This window comes from Thermosulfuriphilus sp. (genome assembly GCF_054026695.1).
In genome coordinates this window covers 1-14,977 of record NZ_JBPMLP010000019.1, presented here as the reverse complement: position 1 = coordinate 14,977, position 14,977 = coordinate 1, and the positions used below count along the sequence as shown (strand labels likewise).

At 52.8% G+C, this 14,977-nt stretch carries 15 protein-coding genes and 1 tRNA gene; 5 read left to right on the top strand and 11 right to left on the bottom strand.

Translation table 11 applies throughout. From position 1 onward, the window contains the following. Positions 1 to 12: 12 nt before the first annotated feature. From moaC to ACXJJX_RS02710, 4 genes are all read right to left on the bottom strand, one after another. Positions 13 to 492 (bottom strand): cyclic pyranopterin monophosphate synthase MoaC, encoded by a 480-nt coding sequence (gene moaC, locus ACXJJX_RS02725; protein ID WP_456431728.1) that lies wholly within the window; start codon positions 490 to 492, stop codon positions 13 to 15. Further along, entirely contained in the window at positions 489 to 1,601 is a 1,113-nt protein-coding gene (dnaJ, locus tag ACXJJX_RS02720; protein WP_456431726.1) for a molecular chaperone DnaJ, read from the bottom strand. Before dnaJ ends, moaC begins: the two co-directional genes overlap by 4 nt. Before the next feature lie 19 nt (positions 1,602 to 1,620). After that, positions 1,621 to 1,875: a DNA-directed RNA polymerase subunit omega gene (gene rpoZ, locus ACXJJX_RS02715; protein ID WP_456431724.1), complete on the bottom strand. Its 255-nt coding sequence runs from the start codon at positions 1,873 to 1,875 to the stop codon at positions 1,621 to 1,623. A 231-nt stretch (positions 1,876 to 2,106) separates the two neighbouring features. Then, positions 2,107 to 2,604 (bottom strand): MOSC domain-containing protein, encoded by a 498-nt coding sequence (locus tag ACXJJX_RS02710; protein WP_456431722.1) that lies wholly within the window; start codon positions 2,602 to 2,604, stop codon positions 2,107 to 2,109. 237 nt (positions 2,605 to 2,841) lie between these two features. Between ACXJJX_RS02710 and ACXJJX_RS02705 the strand changes: the two genes are divergently transcribed. Continuing rightward, a complete protein-coding gene (locus ACXJJX_RS02705) occupies positions 2,842 to 3,837 on the top strand; it encodes a radical SAM protein (RefSeq protein WP_456431720.1) in 996 nt (331 codons plus the stop codon). Here the strand turns inward: ACXJJX_RS02705 and ACXJJX_RS02700 are convergent. From ACXJJX_RS02700 to lptF, 4 genes are all read right to left on the bottom strand, one after another. Then, positions 3,834 to 4,940 (bottom strand): class I SAM-dependent methyltransferase, encoded by a 1,107-nt coding sequence (locus ACXJJX_RS02700; RefSeq protein WP_456431718.1) that lies wholly within the window; start codon positions 4,938 to 4,940, stop codon positions 3,834 to 3,836. The two genes, ACXJJX_RS02705 and ACXJJX_RS02700, sit on opposite strands and share 4 nt — an antisense overlap. Positions 4,941 to 4,946: 6 nt before the next feature. Next, the gene (locus ACXJJX_RS02695) at positions 4,947 to 5,348 is read right to left on the bottom strand and encodes a CBS domain-containing protein (protein ID WP_456431716.1); all 402 of its coding nucleotides are present in this window, start codon (positions 5,346 to 5,348) and stop codon (positions 4,947 to 4,949) included. A gap of 146 nt (positions 5,349 to 5,494) precedes the next feature. Continuing rightward, complete coding sequence (locus ACXJJX_RS02690) at positions 5,495 to 6,571, bottom strand: LptF/LptG family permease (protein ID WP_456431714.1); 1,077 nt, start codon at positions 6,569 to 6,571, stop codon at positions 5,495 to 5,497. After that, positions 6,558 to 7,694: an LPS export ABC transporter permease LptF gene (gene lptF, locus ACXJJX_RS02685; protein WP_456431712.1), complete on the bottom strand. Its 1,137-nt coding sequence runs from the start codon at positions 7,692 to 7,694 to the stop codon at positions 6,558 to 6,560. The genes ACXJJX_RS02690 and lptF overlap by 14 nt, the downstream gene beginning before the upstream one ends. A gap of 67 nt (positions 7,695 to 7,761) precedes the next feature. On the opposite strand from lptF, the gene ACXJJX_RS02680 reads away from it, so the two are divergent. Beyond that, on the top strand, positions 7,762 to 8,802 hold the full coding sequence (locus tag ACXJJX_RS02680; protein WP_456431710.1) for a deoxyguanosinetriphosphate triphosphohydrolase: 1,041 nt from the start codon (positions 7,762 to 7,764) through the stop codon (positions 8,800 to 8,802). Here the strand turns inward: ACXJJX_RS02680 and ACXJJX_RS02675 are convergent. Continuing rightward, positions 8,796 to 9,308: a hypothetical protein gene (locus tag ACXJJX_RS02675; RefSeq protein WP_456431708.1), complete on the bottom strand. Its 513-nt coding sequence runs from the start codon at positions 9,306 to 9,308 to the stop codon at positions 8,796 to 8,798. The genes ACXJJX_RS02680 and ACXJJX_RS02675 overlap by 7 nt on opposite strands. 66 nt (positions 9,309 to 9,374) lie before the next feature. Beyond that, positions 9,375 to 11,975, bottom strand: a complete 2,601-nt coding sequence (locus ACXJJX_RS02670) for a hybrid sensor histidine kinase/response regulator (protein ID WP_456431706.1) — start codon at positions 11,973 to 11,975, stop codon at positions 9,375 to 9,377. Between the two features lie 121 nt (positions 11,976 to 12,096). Between ACXJJX_RS02670 and ACXJJX_RS02665 the strand changes: the two genes are divergently transcribed. The 3 genes from ACXJJX_RS02665 (at position 12,097) to ACXJJX_RS02655 (ending at position 14,631) form a co-directional block, all read left to right on the top strand. Further along, on the top strand, positions 12,097 to 13,092 hold the full coding sequence (locus ACXJJX_RS02665) for a Clp1/GlmU family protein (protein ID WP_456431704.1): 996 nt from the start codon (positions 12,097 to 12,099) through the stop codon (positions 13,090 to 13,092). 84 nt (positions 13,093 to 13,176) lie between these two features. Next, positions 13,177 to 14,463 carry a radical SAM family protein gene (locus ACXJJX_RS02660; RefSeq protein WP_456431702.1) on the top strand — a complete coding sequence of 429 codons (1,287 nt, stop codon included), beginning with the start codon at positions 13,177 to 13,179 and terminating at the stop codon, positions 14,461 to 14,463. A gap of 95 nt (positions 14,464 to 14,558) precedes the next feature. Beyond that, positions 14,559 to 14,631, top strand: a tRNA-Phe gene (locus ACXJJX_RS02655). 18 nt (positions 14,632 to 14,649) lie between these two features. Here ACXJJX_RS02655 and ACXJJX_RS02650 read toward each other — a convergent pair. Next, positions 14,650 to 14,977: hypothetical protein (locus tag ACXJJX_RS02650; protein ID WP_456431700.1), on the bottom strand; the 328-nt coding region annotated here is incomplete at its 5' end.

Sequence of the window (14,977 nt, the reverse complement as noted above, 5' to 3'; positions counted from 1 at the left end):
GGCCCACCTCCATTATTTTTCCAGGATTATCGTGCCGCTGCGGCCGCCGCTTTTACGGACCAAGCGCGTATTTTCTATCCGGATGGAGTGGCTGATGGCCTTACACATATCGTATATAGTCAAGGCGGCCACCGAGCAGGCACAAAGAGCCTCCATCTCCACCCCGGTGGGAGCCTTGGTCCGGACAATGGCCTCTATCTCTACCGCATATTCGGATTCATCCATGTTAAAGCTTATATCCGCATGGGTGATGGGGAGTGGATGGCAGAGAGGGATGAGTTCATCGACCCTTTTGGCGGCCATGATCCCGGCAATCTTGGCCACCGTGAAGAGATCACCCTTCTTGATCTGGCCTTGCCGAGCAGCATAAAAGGCCTCCTTTCCTAAAACCACCCTAGCCCGAGCCACCGCCTCTCGGAGGCTTTCCCCCTTTTCAGAGACATCGACCATCTGGGCCCGGCCAGAAGAATCAATGTGGGTCAGGCGTCTCATCCCTTGGCCTCACGACGAAAGATTTTCTGGAAAAAACCCTCCTTCTTCTCCCCTTCCAGGGCCTCAAATTCCCGAAGGAGTTCTTCCTGACGACGGGTAAGTTTCCGAGGAATCTCCACATCGATCTGGACGATGAGATCCCCCCGACCACCACCTTTAAGCCTGGGCATCCCCTGACCTTTAAGAAGCAAGGTCTCTCCAGGCTGGATGCCCCGAGGGATGGAGAGGCGTTCCTCACCCCAAAGGGTCTTCAGAGTAATCTCGTCACCAAGGGCGGCCTTGACAAAACTTATAGGTATCCGACAGAAGAGATCATCTCCCCGACGCTCAAAGAGCTCATGAGGCCTGACGTGGATGACTACATATAAATCCCCCGGAGGGCCACCATTGAGACCAGCCTCACCCTCGCCCTTAATGCGGAGGCGATTTCCAGTATCAACCCCAGGAGGAATCTCTACTAGAAGCCGACGACGGCGCTTAAGACGGCCCTGCCCTCCACAGTCCGGGCAGGGATCGGCATTAATGGTGCCTGCCCCCCGGCAGTGAGGACAGGTGGAGCTTATCCGGAAAAAGCCCTCAGAGTGGACCACCTGGCCCCGGCCCTGACAGACCGGACAATAAGACCGTTGCCCTCCAGGCCGCACTCCGCTTCCCTGGCAGGTAAGACAGATCTCAAACCTGCTAAATTCAATTTCTACCTCCTTTCCGGTAGCCGCATCCTCAAGGTCAATGGTCAGATCATAGCGAAGATCAGCCCCGCGTCTGGGCCTGGAGCGGCCCCGATGGCTAAAGCCCGGCGAGAAGCCAAAGAACTCCTCAAACAGGTCGGAAAAGGTGGAAAAGATGTCTTGGAAATCTTCAAATCCAGTCTTATAACCCTGCCCCGAAAGACCCTGGTGACCAAAACGGTCATAGACCGCCCGCTTCTCCGGGTCAGAAAGGACTTCGTAGGCCTCGGAGGCCTCCTTAAAACGCTCCTCGGCCTCCTTATCTCCGGGATTTCTGTCAGGATGATATTTGAGGGCCAAGCGCCGATAGGCCTTTTTGATCTCCTCAGCCGAGGCGTCTCTGGAGACCCCTAGGATTTCATAATAATCTTTGTTGGTCATAGACTATGAATCGACCGCTTCAAGGATTCTCTTTGGGACCCAGAGCCGCATAAATACGGCTCTCTTCCAGCTGTTTCTCCAGATCTTTGATATTCTCTGGAGATACGGCCCCAGAGGCGATTTCCCTCAAAGCCGTAACGATCTCCTTATTCTCACAAACCACCAAGGGCTGGGCCCCTTTGCGAAGTTGTTTAACCCGCTGGACGGCCAAATGTACCAGCCGAAAGCGACTGGGGACCTTCCTTAAGCAATCTTCCACCGTAACCCGGGCCATATCTCTACCTCCTGCGGTAAGGGGCTATTCTGGAAATCAGAGAGAACATTATAGTGAGAAATTAACCCAAGGCAAGTTCAAGCAAGGGCTTTTATCAACAGGAACCCAGACAAGTTGAAGCCAGTAAGATCCCTAAGGCTTATTTTAGGCCTGATCCACCCCAGGAAACTTGTAAATAAAAAAGCTCCGGGTACTCCGGAGCCTAAATAAAGGCGAAAGCTTAAAAAGGCCTTAGGCCTGCCGGGAGACCCCGTTGGCGCTTACCGCCTGAAGGCAAACCTCCCGTCTTCCTTTATGAACCACGATCCGATCCCCGGGTCGGATCGTTCCCCCTTTGATAACCCGAGCGAAGACTCCCTCTCTAGGCATAACGCAATCGCCTATTTGGCGATAGATATTACAACGAGAATGACAGCTTTTACCTATTTGAGTGATCTCAATCTCAACCTCTTCCCCTATAGAAAGCCTCGTTCCCAAAGGAAGGGAGACCAGATCTATACCCTCAGTGGTGATGTTCTCCGCAAATGACCCGGGGGAGACATTGAGACCAAATTCTTGCATCTTCCGCAGGCTCTCCATGGCCAGAAGGCTTACCTGCCGATGCCATTCCGAAGAGGCATGGGCATCACCCTCGATACCATAACCCTCCTTGACCACGGCCATATCTACCGGGGTTTTACATCTGCCCTTCTTATCACAAACATTTACTGAGACAACCTTTCCTTCCATAGGCTCCTCTCCCAACAAGGATTTTTCATTTTTTAACACAAAAGCTTAAGTTCATAAAGATTATCTTGGCAAAGTTCTTGTTTTTAAGAAGATCTTCACTTTAATGACCAAAGATCCCATAATTTTTACATGGGAGTCTGTCAGGGGTGTGGCCGACAGGGACCAGCTATCTCCAACTTAATCGGGTTCTGTGTCTCTTGCATCAGGAATCATTGGTCAGAGATAGGTCCCAGGATAATGGCCGTCCACCGTAAAACCCGGGAGGCCTTTGGGCTTCCGACTGAGGCCCCCAAGACCCCGCAGGGAATCCCTTGTAATCTCTGTTTTCATCGCTGTCGGCTAGGAGAAGGAGAACAGGGCTACTGCGGAGTCTGGAAGGTCCAGCAGGGGCGCCTCAGAGGTGGCGGGCCCGATGGAGCCCTGGTCTCCTGGTATCTTGATCCCCTGCCGACAAACTGTGTAGCCGACTGGGTCTGCCCTGGAGGTACGGGGGCCGGATATCCTCAGTTTGCCCACCGGCCTGGACCAGAGAAGGGCTATAGCAACCTGGCGGTCTTCTATGAGGCCTGCAATTTCAATTGCCTTTACTGCCAGAATTGGCACTTCAAAAAGAGGAGCTTCCACTCTAGCCAGGTGCCAGTCTCGGACCTGACTAAGGAACTGGCCCCGCATGTTGCTTGTATCTGCTTCTTTGGGGGCGATCCCGGCCCTCAGGCCCCCCATGCCTTGGCGGCCGCCCAAAGGGCCAGAGGCACCAGGAGGATCCTTAGGATCTGCTGGGAGACCAATGGTGGGGAATCCCGACAGATCATCAAGGAGATGATGCGCCAGAGCCTGAGGAGTGGAGGTTGCCTGAAGATAGATCTTAAGGCCGCCAGTGAAAGTGTACATCTGGCCCTCTGTGGTGTCTCCAACCGAAGTACCTTTGAGAACCTGATCTACCTAGCCTCTCTTAGCCGAAGCAGACCTGAGCCTCCAGCCTTGGTTGTCTCTACCCTGCTTGTCCCTGGATATGTAGACGCCGAAGAGATCCTCCGTCTTAGCCGCTTCTTAGCTGAACTTGATCCTGAGATTCCTTGGAGTCTCCTGGCCTTCTATCCGGCCTTTGTCCTCACAGACCTCCCCACTACCTCCCGCTACCATGCCCAGGAGGCCCTAAGTATTGCCCGGGCTGAAGGGCTCAAAAGGGTTCGGCTGGGCAACGTCCACCTCCTCTCTGATGTCCATTACTAAGGGCTATCGATGAGCCGCTTTAGGCGATTCCTGATCCTTAAGCCCAGGGGCAGATAGTCAAAAGAGCCCTTCTTTTGGATGAGGACCTGATGAGTTTCCCCCAACCCTTGGGGAAAGATGAGCAGCTTTAGACGATTCATCTCCTCTGGTCCCTGGGATGGCAGTCGGGACAAGATCTCTTCAAGGCCTACAGAGACCAGATAGGTCCCCTGGGGAACGAAACCAAGGGCCTCAAGTCCAAGCTCCTTTCCCCAGGAAACCAAGGCGCTAAAATTAACATGGGCAGTAATGTCCTGCTCTCCAACCAGGCTGTAGGGATCAGCGCTCACCCGGTGGGAACGATAACAGATCAGAGTCCCCCGGATACGTTGAGGGGCATAGTAAAGGGTGGCAGGATAACCATAATCAATGGTTAACACCAAGCCCTTACTGAGCAAGGAGGCTATCTCTCTGAGGAGAATCCTTGCTGAAAGGTTGACCTCGGTCCGATAGCCTTCTGGCCAGGAGGCAAAATAACCCGAGACGAGATCCCAGATCTCGTCTCGAGACAAAGGACCGAGGGATTCCTGAAACCCTTTCGTCTCATCAAACTGAACGTATATCTCCTTGAGTTCAGCGCCCCTTTTCTCCACCAGATGGACGGGAAGGGCGTCAAAGACCTCATTAGTTAAAACAAGACCTTCAAGACCGGCTGCCTCCCGGAGACTTCCAAGCCAGACCACCTGGGGAAAGTTTTTGAGACGTCGTTGTTGGACGGAGCGGGGAATGGACCGGGGCTCTACAATGAAATAGGTCAGACGACTTAAAAGTTTCTCTTTCAGCCCGGAGAGAAAATCAAGGGCCAGATAGCCTTCACCAGCCCCAAGCTCTATGACCGAAAAGCGAGCCGGCTCCCCCAAGGCCCTATAGAGGCCTTCGGCCTCAATGGCCAAGGCCGTCCCAAAAGCCGGATGAACATGTGGACTGGTATAATAGTCCCCAGCCCGACCGATGCGCCCGCTCCGACTATAGTAGCCCTCTTCAGGGTGATAGAGGGCAAGCTCCATAAAGCGAGCAAAGGTGACTGGCCCCTCCCTAAAAATCTCCTCGGCGATCTTTTTCAAGGCTTGTTACTGGCTGACGATTCGAACGATATCAATGGCCGAGAGGATCCCCACCGGAACCAAGCGCCCCATGTGCGAGGAGAAGACGATGATCCGGTGGACCCCATTGCCGACCATCTTGGCTGCCGCCTCTTTAAGGGAGGCATCGCCCTTTACATAATAAGGTTTGGGGCACATGATGTCTTCGGCGTTAAGGCTAAAGATCTCCTCCCGCCTCTTGGCCAAAGTCTCGATGATGTCTGAATGACTGACCACCCCCATGAATTCTCCATCTTTGGCCGTAACGATCACCGCATGGACCTTGTTCTCCAGGAGCTGATCCAGGATCTCCTCAAAGGTGGCCTCAAGCCCCACAGTAACCACCCCTCGACTCATAACCTCCGAGACTTTGATCTTAGTAAGATCCATCTTATTCCCCCCTTAAAATGATTTGGAATCGAATTTAATTTCAGGATTAATCATAGAATATGAAGCCGTTTAATTACAAATCTTTTGTTTTTTTAATCAGTCTAGATCCTTAAGGGAAAATCGTTGTTAAGGACGATCAACCAAATCTAATCCGAGGACTTCTTCAAGATTATAAGACCTCCAGAGGCAAAAATAAGAGGCACTGCGGAGAGGATCAGAGGGGGAAAGACCTTGCCAGAGATGGCCACCGTAGTGGCTACCCCCCAGAGTATCCAGGCCAAAATACCCAAAAAAAGGCCCAGAGATATCCCGGTGGCGATGACATGTTTGCCCCTTTGGGTCAGGAAAGCAGCCCCTCCCAAGATAAAAAGACTCGGGGCCAACAAAGGATAAAGAATACGACTGGAGAGTTCAGTAAGAAGAGAGGCCGTCTTCAAGCCGGCCCGAGAGAAAAGCTCTATCTGGCCCCAGAGGGCAAAGAGGTCTTTTTCCTGAGGGGGACGTTTGAGGGAGACAAAGTCTTCAGGGGTGGCCTTAAGGGAGAGGACAAGTTTACTAAAAAGCTCTCTTTTATAGACTCCCCCCTCTAGGCGTCGCTTTTCTCCGTTTCGGAGGAGCCAGTATTTATCCTCCCAGGTGGCCACCTTGGCCCGAATGATGCCCTTGGGCAGGGGATAATCTCTGATCTCTATGAAGTAGAAATCCTTAAGTCTTCGGGCCTGAGGATCCGTAATCTGACCCAGGTAAAAGCCATCTTCCCCTTTAAAATAAAGCCTCTCGCCGATAAGGACCCCTTTGGGGCGTTCTTTCTTGAGCTCAATCTGCCAGAGAGCCTCGGCCTTGGCGGTGGCCCAGGGAACAAAGGCCTCGCTGGCCGGAATAGAGGCCAAGGCCAGGGCCAAGGTGGTTAAGACAAGGGGGGCTAAGATCTCCCAGGGGGAAAAACCGCAGGCCTTCATGGCCAAGAGTTCAAGGCCCCTGGCGAGCAAGGCCAGGGTGATCAGGGCAGAGAGGAAAAGAATAAGGGGCAAAAGTTCCTCGATTACAGCCGGAGCCCGGTAAAGATAGTACCTCCAAGCCAGAATGAGCCCCTTATCCGTGGCCATGAATTCGTCAAGCTTTTCAAAGAAATCCACCAACAAATAGAGGCCCACAAGGGCCGGAGCAATCACTCCAAGGACCCGCAGATACTCCTTAAGGATATAACGGCTAAGAATTCTCATGTTTTTTCCTACGGGCAAAGGATCTCAAGGGGACCCTTAGGCGAAGGTGCCTTCCGGCGGCCCAGACAAGACCGGCCCCCAAGAGGCCAAAGACCAGATTAGGAAGCCAGAGGGCAAGGGCTACCGGGAGTTTTCCAGTCTCGGCCAAGCCTGTAGCTCCGGCAAGGGCCCCATAATAGAGAAGAAATAAGACCACCGCCAAACTAACCCCAGCCGAACGTCCAGAGCCCCTTATCTGGGCGGCAAGAGCTGCCCCTAGAAAGCCAAAGATCAGAGAAGCAAAGGGGAAGGCTAACCTTTTGTGGTACTCACTCTCTAGCTTTAGCCTCTTTTTACTCCCCAAGGGATATCTCTTGGCCTCTGTCCTTAGCTCGGAGAGCCCCATCTCCCCTCGTCTCTTAGGGCGGCTGGAGACCGCAGCCCAAGAAAGCTTCATGGTCATGGTCTGGAAACGGATGACTTCTCCCTTACGGCCGTCCCGATAGAGTCGATGGATAACCCCATCTTTAAGATCAAGGGCTGGAAGATCAGGATCTATCCGACCGCTTCGGGCAAAGATAAGGCTTTCGAGATCCTTGCGGCGGCCATCATAAATAAAGACCTCCTTTAGCCGAAGCCCCCTTCCTCGCGTCTTTCCGGCGTAGATTGTCAGACCGTGGATCTCAGAGGCAAATGTCTTCTCAGGGAGCCCCCGGGCGATCTTTTGAGCCAGAAGACGGTTCATGAACTGTCTGAAGTTGGCCTTACTCTGGGGAAGAACGTAGATGGTAACTATCATGGTCAGGGAAAAAACCACTAAAGAAAAGCCAGCCACCGGCCGGAGAAGCTCGTAGAAACTTACCCCTAGAGCCTCAAGGGCCAGGAGCTCATTGTCCTGCGAGAGCCTTAGAAAGGCCACCAAGCTGGCCACCAAAGCCGACATAGGAAGACAAAAAACCAAAAAATAAGGATAAAGCGAAAAGGCGATTTCCAAAAAATCCCCCGGCCCAGCCCTTTCTCGCAACAGGAGGCCGGCCAGGGGAATGAGGCGGATAGTGAGCAAAATAAAGGTGAGGGAGAATAGCGAGAGGAGAAAAGGGGCCCAAAGTTCCCGAAAAATATAGCGAAAAAGGATCTTCCCCATGATGTCCCGAATGCTACAGGGCCTCTTATACCTTGACAAGCGGAGAAAGGTGGTAGAGTAGTCGTCAATGATGATTCGTTTACGCCTAGAAGAGCGGGAAGAAAAGACCCTCTCGGCCTTTGCTGCTTTGTCTTCAAAGAGCAAGGGGCGGCAGTATCCGGAGGAAGAATGTCCCTTAAGGACGGCCTTTCAGCGGGACCGGGATCGAATCATCCACTCCAAGGCCTTCCGGCGCCTCAAACACAAGACCCAGGTCTTTCTATCACCAACGGGCGATCACTACCGAACCCGTCTCACCCATACCCTGGAGGTGGCCCAGATATCCCGAACCATCGCCCGGGCCCTCCGATTGAACGAGGACCTCACCGAGGCCATTGCCTTGGGCCATGACCTGGGGCACACCCCCTTCGGGCACGCCGGGGAAAAGGTCCTAAATGACCTTTATCCGGGAGGCTTCAGACACTACGAACAATCTCTAAGGGTGGTCGAGTTCCTGGAGAAAAACGGCCAAGGCCTCAACCTGACCTGGGAAGTCAGAGACGGAATCCTCAAACACTCAAAAGGCCGAAGCCACATCCTTCCTCCCAGAGACGATGATCTTCCAGCGACCCTTGAAGGGCAGGTAGTCCGGGTAGCCGACATCATCGCCTACATAAATCATGACCTAGACGACGCCCTGAGGGCAGGGGTCATCTCCATGGAAGATATCCCCCGTCGCTGTCTTAAGACCTTGGGGGAGAGACACTCCCAGCGGATTGGAACCATGGTCAGAAGCCTGATCGAAAAGACGCTGGAGGCCGAAGACGGCCGACTCTACCTTGAGCCCGAAGTCCTGGAGGCCATGGAGGAGCTGAGAGATTTTCTCTTTGAAAACGTCTATGATTCTCCCACCGTCCATGCAGAATTCATTAAGGCCAAAAAGGTCCTTAAAGAACTTTATCAGTATTTTCTCACCCAGGAAAACATCTGGGAAAAGGAAAGCACCCTTTATGGCCCGGAGACTTCCCGCCACCGGATTGCCTGCGATTTCATCTCCGGGATGACCGATCGCTACGCCCTAAATCTCTACGAGAGACTCTTCATCCCCCGCCCCTGGGTGGTCTACTGACTAGAGACCACCTCTGCCCAGCGGGTCCGCATAAATTCGGCCACTCGATCAAGAGACTCTTTAAGAGGACGATAGCGGGTCGGGCGCCTTTTGGCCTTGCGATTGATATAACGGATAGGATGAAATTGACGAGCCACCCATTCCATGGGGAAGGTCCCCAGAATGGCCACTACGGCCTGAAGATAAAAATGTCTTAAGACAAAAAGGATAGAGGCCAAATAGGCTCCATAGACAAAAAAACTGCAAGAATAGGAAAAGGCCCGGGAAACGTGGGGCCAGAGAAAAAAGACCCCGTACTGTTTGAGGGTGGCCAAATCCTCAGGTGAGAGGTCCTTTTGCAACCGGGGCTCAAAGGGCCGGAGCTGTTCCTCTGCCCGCCTCTGGAGAAAGATCAGCCAGGAAACAGTAGAGATAATGGCCCCAGCATAGGCATAAAAACCCCGACTTGGGTGAAGCACCCAGATGGTTAAAACCACAGCATAAATCAGTCTGACAATGGCCCCCATACCTTCTCCTTGAAGACTTTAGGCTAGCCTAGCTTAAAGGTAAGGGAGCCTTCTGACAAGAAAGGATCAAGGGTTTCCTTCCAGGAGTCGCTCTAAAACACTTTTGAGCTCCGAAAGTTTAAAAGGTTTGGGGAGAACCCCGGAGAAGCCATACTTTTGATAATTAGCCATCACGTCGTCGTTGGAATAGCCACTGGAGACAATGACCCGGGCCGATGGATCAAAGCTCAGGAGTTCCTTGACAGCCTCCCGTCCCCCCATCCCCCCGGGGATGGTCAGGTCCATGATTACCAGATCAAAAGGCTCTCCGGTCTCAAGGGCCTCTCTGTAGAGAGAAAGGGCCTTGTGGCCCTCGGGGGCCACCACGACCTCATAGCCAAGATCGGTGAGCATCTGCGAGGCCACCTGACGAACGTCCTGATCATCGTCCATAAGGAGGATGCGGGCCTTCTTAAAGCCTTTTCCCAAAGATCCGGGGCCGAAGTCGTCTGGCGTCGAAGATATATCTTCGGCCCTTTCAGAGAGCGCTGGCAGATAGACAGTAAAGACCGAACCGTGTCCTAGGGTTGACTCTACGGTGATGGTTCCCCCGTGTCTTTTGACGATTGAATAGGCCGAGGCCAACCCCAGACCGCTTCCCTTTTGTTTGGTTGAGAAGTAAGGATCAAAAATCCGATCTATGATGTTCTCCGGAATCCCCACCCCCTCGTCCTCAAAGGTCAATTTGATGTAAGGGCCGGCAGTGAGGCCTTCTTCGCCATCAGAGATATAGTTTTCGGCCCGGATGCGGAGGCGCCCCCCGTGGGGCATGGCCTGATCGGCGTTGATGACGATGTTCTGAATAACCTGGTGGATTTGGCCTGGATCCACCTCTGCCGGGAAAAGATCTGGAGCCAGATCAAACTCTGGAGAGACATTTGAGCCCCTTAAAGTAAAGACCACCGTCTCTCGGAGAAGCTCATCAATGGAGACCGCCTTTTTAAGAGGAAGGCCTCCCTGGGAGAAGGTCTGGAGTTGAGTAGTCAACCCCTTGGCCTGATCCAGGGCCTTAAGAGCCCCCTTCAGATAGTCCTGAGCCGGGGAGCCCTCGGGGATTTTCAAGGCGGCCAAGGAAAGGTTACCAGCCAGGGCCGTAAGGATGTTGTTGAAGTCATGGGCAATGCCGCCGGACAATATCCCCAGGGCCTCAAGCCTTTCGGCCCGGGCCAGCTCCTCTTCGATCCGCTTTTTCTCGGTAATGTCCCGAAAGACCAAGACCATCCCCGCCCTTCTGGTCTGGTCCTTAAGGGCCGCGGCCCTTAAAGTAAGGAGTTTTTCGGTCGGCTCATCAAGGACAACAGGCATCACCTCCACCTCAAAGGTGTCTCTTTTCCCCTTCAAGACCTCAAAGAGACCGGCGACGACAGCATCATCGGCTTCATCAAGACGTAAGATTCGCCCAAAACTCTGACCCAAGACCTTCTCATCGGCTTCAAGGATCTTCTGAGCAGCCGGATTGATGAAGACGATCTTCCCTTCTCCATCGGTGGAGATGACTCCATCGGCAATCCCCTCGAGGATGGTGGCCAGACGTTCCTTTTCTGTCAGCAGCTCATCCTGGGCCTTTTTCAGCTCGGAGATATCCTTACAGTATTCGATAACCCCGATAATCCTTCCAGCCTCATCTTTGAGGGGATAACTGGAGAGATCAATCCAGCCCCGAGGATTATCATAGGAGGGGTAGGGGACGATCTTTCGATGGGTCTGCCCTGTCTTCATGGCCTCAAGGGAAGGACAATCCGGACAGGGCTCCTTTCTACGCTGATATATCTCATAACACTTCTTACCCACGATCTCCTCGGCCCGTCCGTACCAGCGTTCCATGGCTGCATTGACCCCAAGAATATTGAGCTCCCGGTCAAGGACACTTAGGCCATCATTTATGGCGTCAAAGACGTTCTGAAGAAACTTATGGCTGTGATGAAGGGCATCGCTCAAGGAGACCTGTTCAGTGACATCATTTATAAGCCAAGCCAGATAATCTCTTTTGCCTATTTTAAAAGGCCGAAGGCTAAGCTCTATCCAGAGCTCCATATCGTGAGGGGCAATTTTAAGCCTTAAGAACTGCCCGTCTGAATGGATAAGCCGTCTATAGTCCTCCCTTTTAAGCCCCAAGAGCTCGAAGAGATCAACCCCCGGCTCCCCCTTAAGCCCTAGGAGATGGGCCCCCAGGGAATTGACCCGAATCAAACGCCCCTGGCCATCGGTAATCAGGACCCCTAGGTGGATGGAATCGATTAGGGCCTTCCAGATGGTGGACTCGAGGAGACGATCAAAAGGATCCGGGCAGAGAAAGGCCATCGCCTGTGCCTCCCGGGGGAAGAGACGGCCCTGGAGCTCCACCTTGACCAAAGAGCCATCTCGACACCTGAGGACCACCCTCCTCCGAAAACGCTCCCGAGACCTAGAGAAAACTTCTGCCAGATGAGGGCAGAGATCGACAATCTTTGTCGCCTTAAGGCGCTGCGGATCCTCGTATCTCAAGAGAGTGACCGCCGCCGAGTTGACTTCCAGGATCCGTCCCTTATCGTCCCAACAAATGGCCGCCAAAGGCAAACAGTCAAGAATTTGACGGCACTGTAGGCTTAAAGAAATAGATCCCTGATCCCCCTGGAAGGATGACAACATTCAGGCCTACTCAGGCAAGTCATCAAGTATCTAAATTCCAAAAAATTCTTGAAAAAGAAATGTTTAATATTTTGCTAAATTCTCAAACACCGCATTTTCCTTTGTTTTTACTGAAAAAGAAATGCAAAGAAAGAGCCAAAAAGAAATAGAAATCCCGGATCCATGGCTGAGGGCGGCGGAGGAAATCCTGGCCGGATCTTTAAGGCGAATCTTGGTCCTAGGGGCTACCGATGTTGGCAAGAGTACCTTCGTGCTCTTTCTGGTACGCTACCTGAGTAGCCGGGGTAAGAAGGTAGCCATAGTAGATGCCGATATCGGACAGAAGGATCTCGGCCCCCCAGCCACGGTAAGCCTGGGGATAACTCACAGGCCAGTGACCAGGCTTCGTACGCTTCGGCCCCTCAAGCTTTACTTTGTGGGCTCCGTAACCCCTCGAGGTCATCTACTTCCTCTGGTGATCGGCTCCCAGATCCTCCTTAAGGCCGCTCGGTCAGACTTTGCCATTATCAATACTACCGGCCTGATAAAAGGCCCGGGACGAAGGCTCAAGGCCTTCAAAATTGAACTACTGAGGCCCCAGGTTATAGTTGCCCTGGAAAGGGGGGAGGAGCTTTCGGCCATCCTCAAGACCTATCCTTGGGTAAAGGCCATCCGTCTTAAGCCGGCTCCATCGGCCAGGACCAAAAGCCCCGAGACCAGAAGGCACCTGAGAGAAATAGCCTTTAGAGACTATTTCTCCAAGGCCAAAGTCCTTGAGATACCGTTTGAACAGGTGGCCATATGGGGAAGCCTCCTTTTAAGTGGACGCCCTCAAGAGATTCCCCAGACCATCTGGGCCGAAGAAACTAGTGAAGGACTCCTTGTAGTCTCTCAAGAAAGACCCGAGGGGCGACTCAAGTGCATCCATCCCCGGGTCTTTACCAATCTCCTCTGCGGGGTCGTTGACTATCGGGGCCATTGCCTGGGGTTGGCTATCCTGGAACGGATAGACTTTGCCAACCGAAAGCTGCTTATCCTTACCCCTGTGGCCCAAGAACGAATCCGCCTCATTAGCCCCGGAAGCCTCTATCTTCGCCCAGACGGCCGGGAACTCGGCCGAGGCCACCTACCCTTTTAACCCTGGCTCCAAAGCAGTCTTGAGGATACATTTGATATGATAAATAAACGCTGGCCCTGAGGCCGGAGCCTGTTTTTTTCAACTATGAGACATCCAGCCGGACCTCCATACCTCGTTTTTGCTAATAAAAAAGGAGAGATCTTTGAGTTCCCCGGGCTACTGGCCCTGGGGCGATCGGGCTATGATCTTCTCCTCCCCCAAAAAGAGGACTTCATCCCTCTCCCTTATGGAAGCGAGCTCTTTGTCCTTCCTGACCGCCATCCGATAGGCCTTGACCCTGAAAGTGGCGAACCAGTAGCCCTCACCGAAAATCCCTATTCTGCCTCAGAGCCGGCCTTGGCAGTGGCCGCCTTTGTGGCCCCGGCTCACACCCACACCCACCTGGCCGCCTGGGAAAAGGCCCTGGAAGACCTTCCCCCTTTACCCCTTTTTGCTTACAGCGCCGTAGGCTGGAGGGATGGGGATTTTTGGGTGACGGCCTTCCGCTCTGATCCGGACCCTCGGCAGGATCTAGACCATTTTGACCCCGAGGAGGTCACCCAAAGAACCCAAAAACGCCTTCGGGCCTTCGCCCATAACCGGCTCATCCAACACCTGGGACAACGTTGTTGCCTTACCTATGGTTGCCCTGCGGCCAGAAACTACTTCCTGGATCGCTACGAAGCCCCCTTGCCCACCTCACGCCATTGCAATGCCCGTTGTCTAGGCTGCCTCTCCCTCCAGCCACCAGAAGGGCCGCCTGCAACCCAAGAAAGAATCGACTTTTTACCAAGCCCCGAGGAAATAGCCGAGGTGGCCGGCGGGCACCTGCTCCGGGCCCAACCCGGTATCGTCTCCTTCGGCCAAGGTTGTGAGGGAGAACCCCTCCTTGAGGCCAAGCTCCTAGAGAAAACCATCAGGCTAATCCGGCAGAGAACCACCCGGGGAACCATAAATCTCAACACCAACGCCAGCCTCCCAGAAGCCGTAGCCCGTCTAGCCCTGGCCGGGCTTGATTCCATGAGAGTCTCCCTGCCTTCGGCCCGAAGCCGTTATTGGCAGGCCTATGTCCGCCCCAGGAATTTTGGCCTTGAGGACATCCGGGCCTCCATCCGGGAGATGAAGAAAAAAGGACGCTTCGTAAGCCTAAATTATTTTATTTTTCCAGGGATTTCGGACGAGGAAGAAGAGCTTGAGGCCCTTAGCGAGATAGTCTCTTTAGGAGTTGATTTTATCCAGTTACGCAACCTGAATATCGATCCAGACTGGTATCTTGAGGGGCTAGGCTATTCACATCGAGGGAAAGCCTTAGGGATAAAGGAAATGATAGCCATCTTGAAGAAGAGGTTCCCTGAGCTCAAGTTTGGCTATTTCAATCCCTATCTAGGTTAATCTCCGCCCTCAACCAAAGACAGAGAATAGTTTTTGGCCTTTGCACCTTTGAGGCCTTGACAAAGCTCGGCCCATCTTGCATAGTTCAGAACGTCGCCGGGGTAGCTCAGTCGGTAGAGCAGCGGACTGAAAATCCGCGTGTCGGTGGTTCGATTCCGCCCCCCGGCACATCCTTCCGGCTTTAGCCTACCAATCTTTGCTTTTCTGTAATAGTCTGTTGGCAAAAGTTCTATAGATAAGAGCAGGAATCAAAGAAGCGAATCCCAAAAACAAAAAAGTTAGCGAAAACAAAATAACTACAAATTCATCATTAAAATCAATTCTAATAGGTAGAGACCACAAAAACACAAGAATTGCCATCAAAAACAAAAAAGTTACCTTCATTTCTTTTACAAAGAAACGAATCATTCGATGAGGACAAGCTACCCCCAAAAGGAACAAACACACAATAATTGCAAAAATCAAACAATAAGCATCACGATTACGAAAAAACCGGAAAAAAATAATAAAAGAC

Excerpts from the sequence above, each read along its gene's own strand:
- ACXJJX_RS02690 (WP_456431714.1), bottom strand. The coding sequence starts at position 6,571 with ATGAGAATTCTTAGCCGTTATATCCTTAAGGAGTATCTGCGGGTCCTT.
- ACXJJX_RS02710 (WP_456431722.1), bottom strand. The coding sequence starts at position 2,604 with ATGGAAGGAAAGGTTGTCTCAGTAAATGTTTGTGATAAGAAGGGCAGA.
- ACXJJX_RS02675 (WP_456431708.1), bottom strand. The coding sequence starts at position 9,308 with ATGGGGGCCATTGTCAGACTGATTTATGCTGTGGTTTTAACCATCTGG.
- ACXJJX_RS02705 (WP_456431720.1), top strand. The coding sequence starts at position 2,842 with ATGGCCGTCCACCGTAAAACCCGGGAGGCCTTTGGGCTTCCGACTGAG.
- rpoZ (WP_456431724.1), bottom strand. The coding sequence starts at position 1,875 with ATGGCCCGGGTTACGGTGGAAGATTGCTTAAGGAAGGTCCCCAGTCGC.
- dnaJ (WP_456431726.1), bottom strand. The coding sequence starts at position 1,601 with ATGACCAACAAAGATTATTATGAAATCCTAGGGGTCTCCAGAGACGCC.
- ACXJJX_RS02680 (WP_456431710.1), top strand. The coding sequence starts at position 7,762 with ATGATGATTCGTTTACGCCTAGAAGAGCGGGAAGAAAAGACCCTCTCG.
- moaC (WP_456431728.1), bottom strand. The coding sequence starts at position 492 with ATGAGACGCCTGACCCACATTGATTCTTCTGGCCGGGCCCAGATGGTC.
- lptF (WP_456431712.1), bottom strand. The coding sequence starts at position 7,694 with ATGGGGAAGATCCTTTTTCGCTATATTTTTCGGGAACTTTGGGCCCCT.
- ACXJJX_RS02665 (WP_456431704.1), top strand. The coding sequence starts at position 12,097 with ATGCAAAGAAAGAGCCAAAAAGAAATAGAAATCCCGGATCCATGGCTG.
- ACXJJX_RS02660 (WP_456431702.1), top strand. The coding sequence starts at position 13,177 with ATGAGACATCCAGCCGGACCTCCATACCTCGTTTTTGCTAATAAAAAA.
- ACXJJX_RS02670 (WP_456431706.1), bottom strand. The coding sequence starts at position 11,975 with ATGTTGTCATCCTTCCAGGGGGATCAGGGATCTATTTCTTTAAGCCTA.
- ACXJJX_RS02695 (WP_456431716.1), bottom strand. The coding sequence starts at position 5,348 with ATGGATCTTACTAAGATCAAAGTCTCGGAGGTTATGAGTCGAGGGGTG.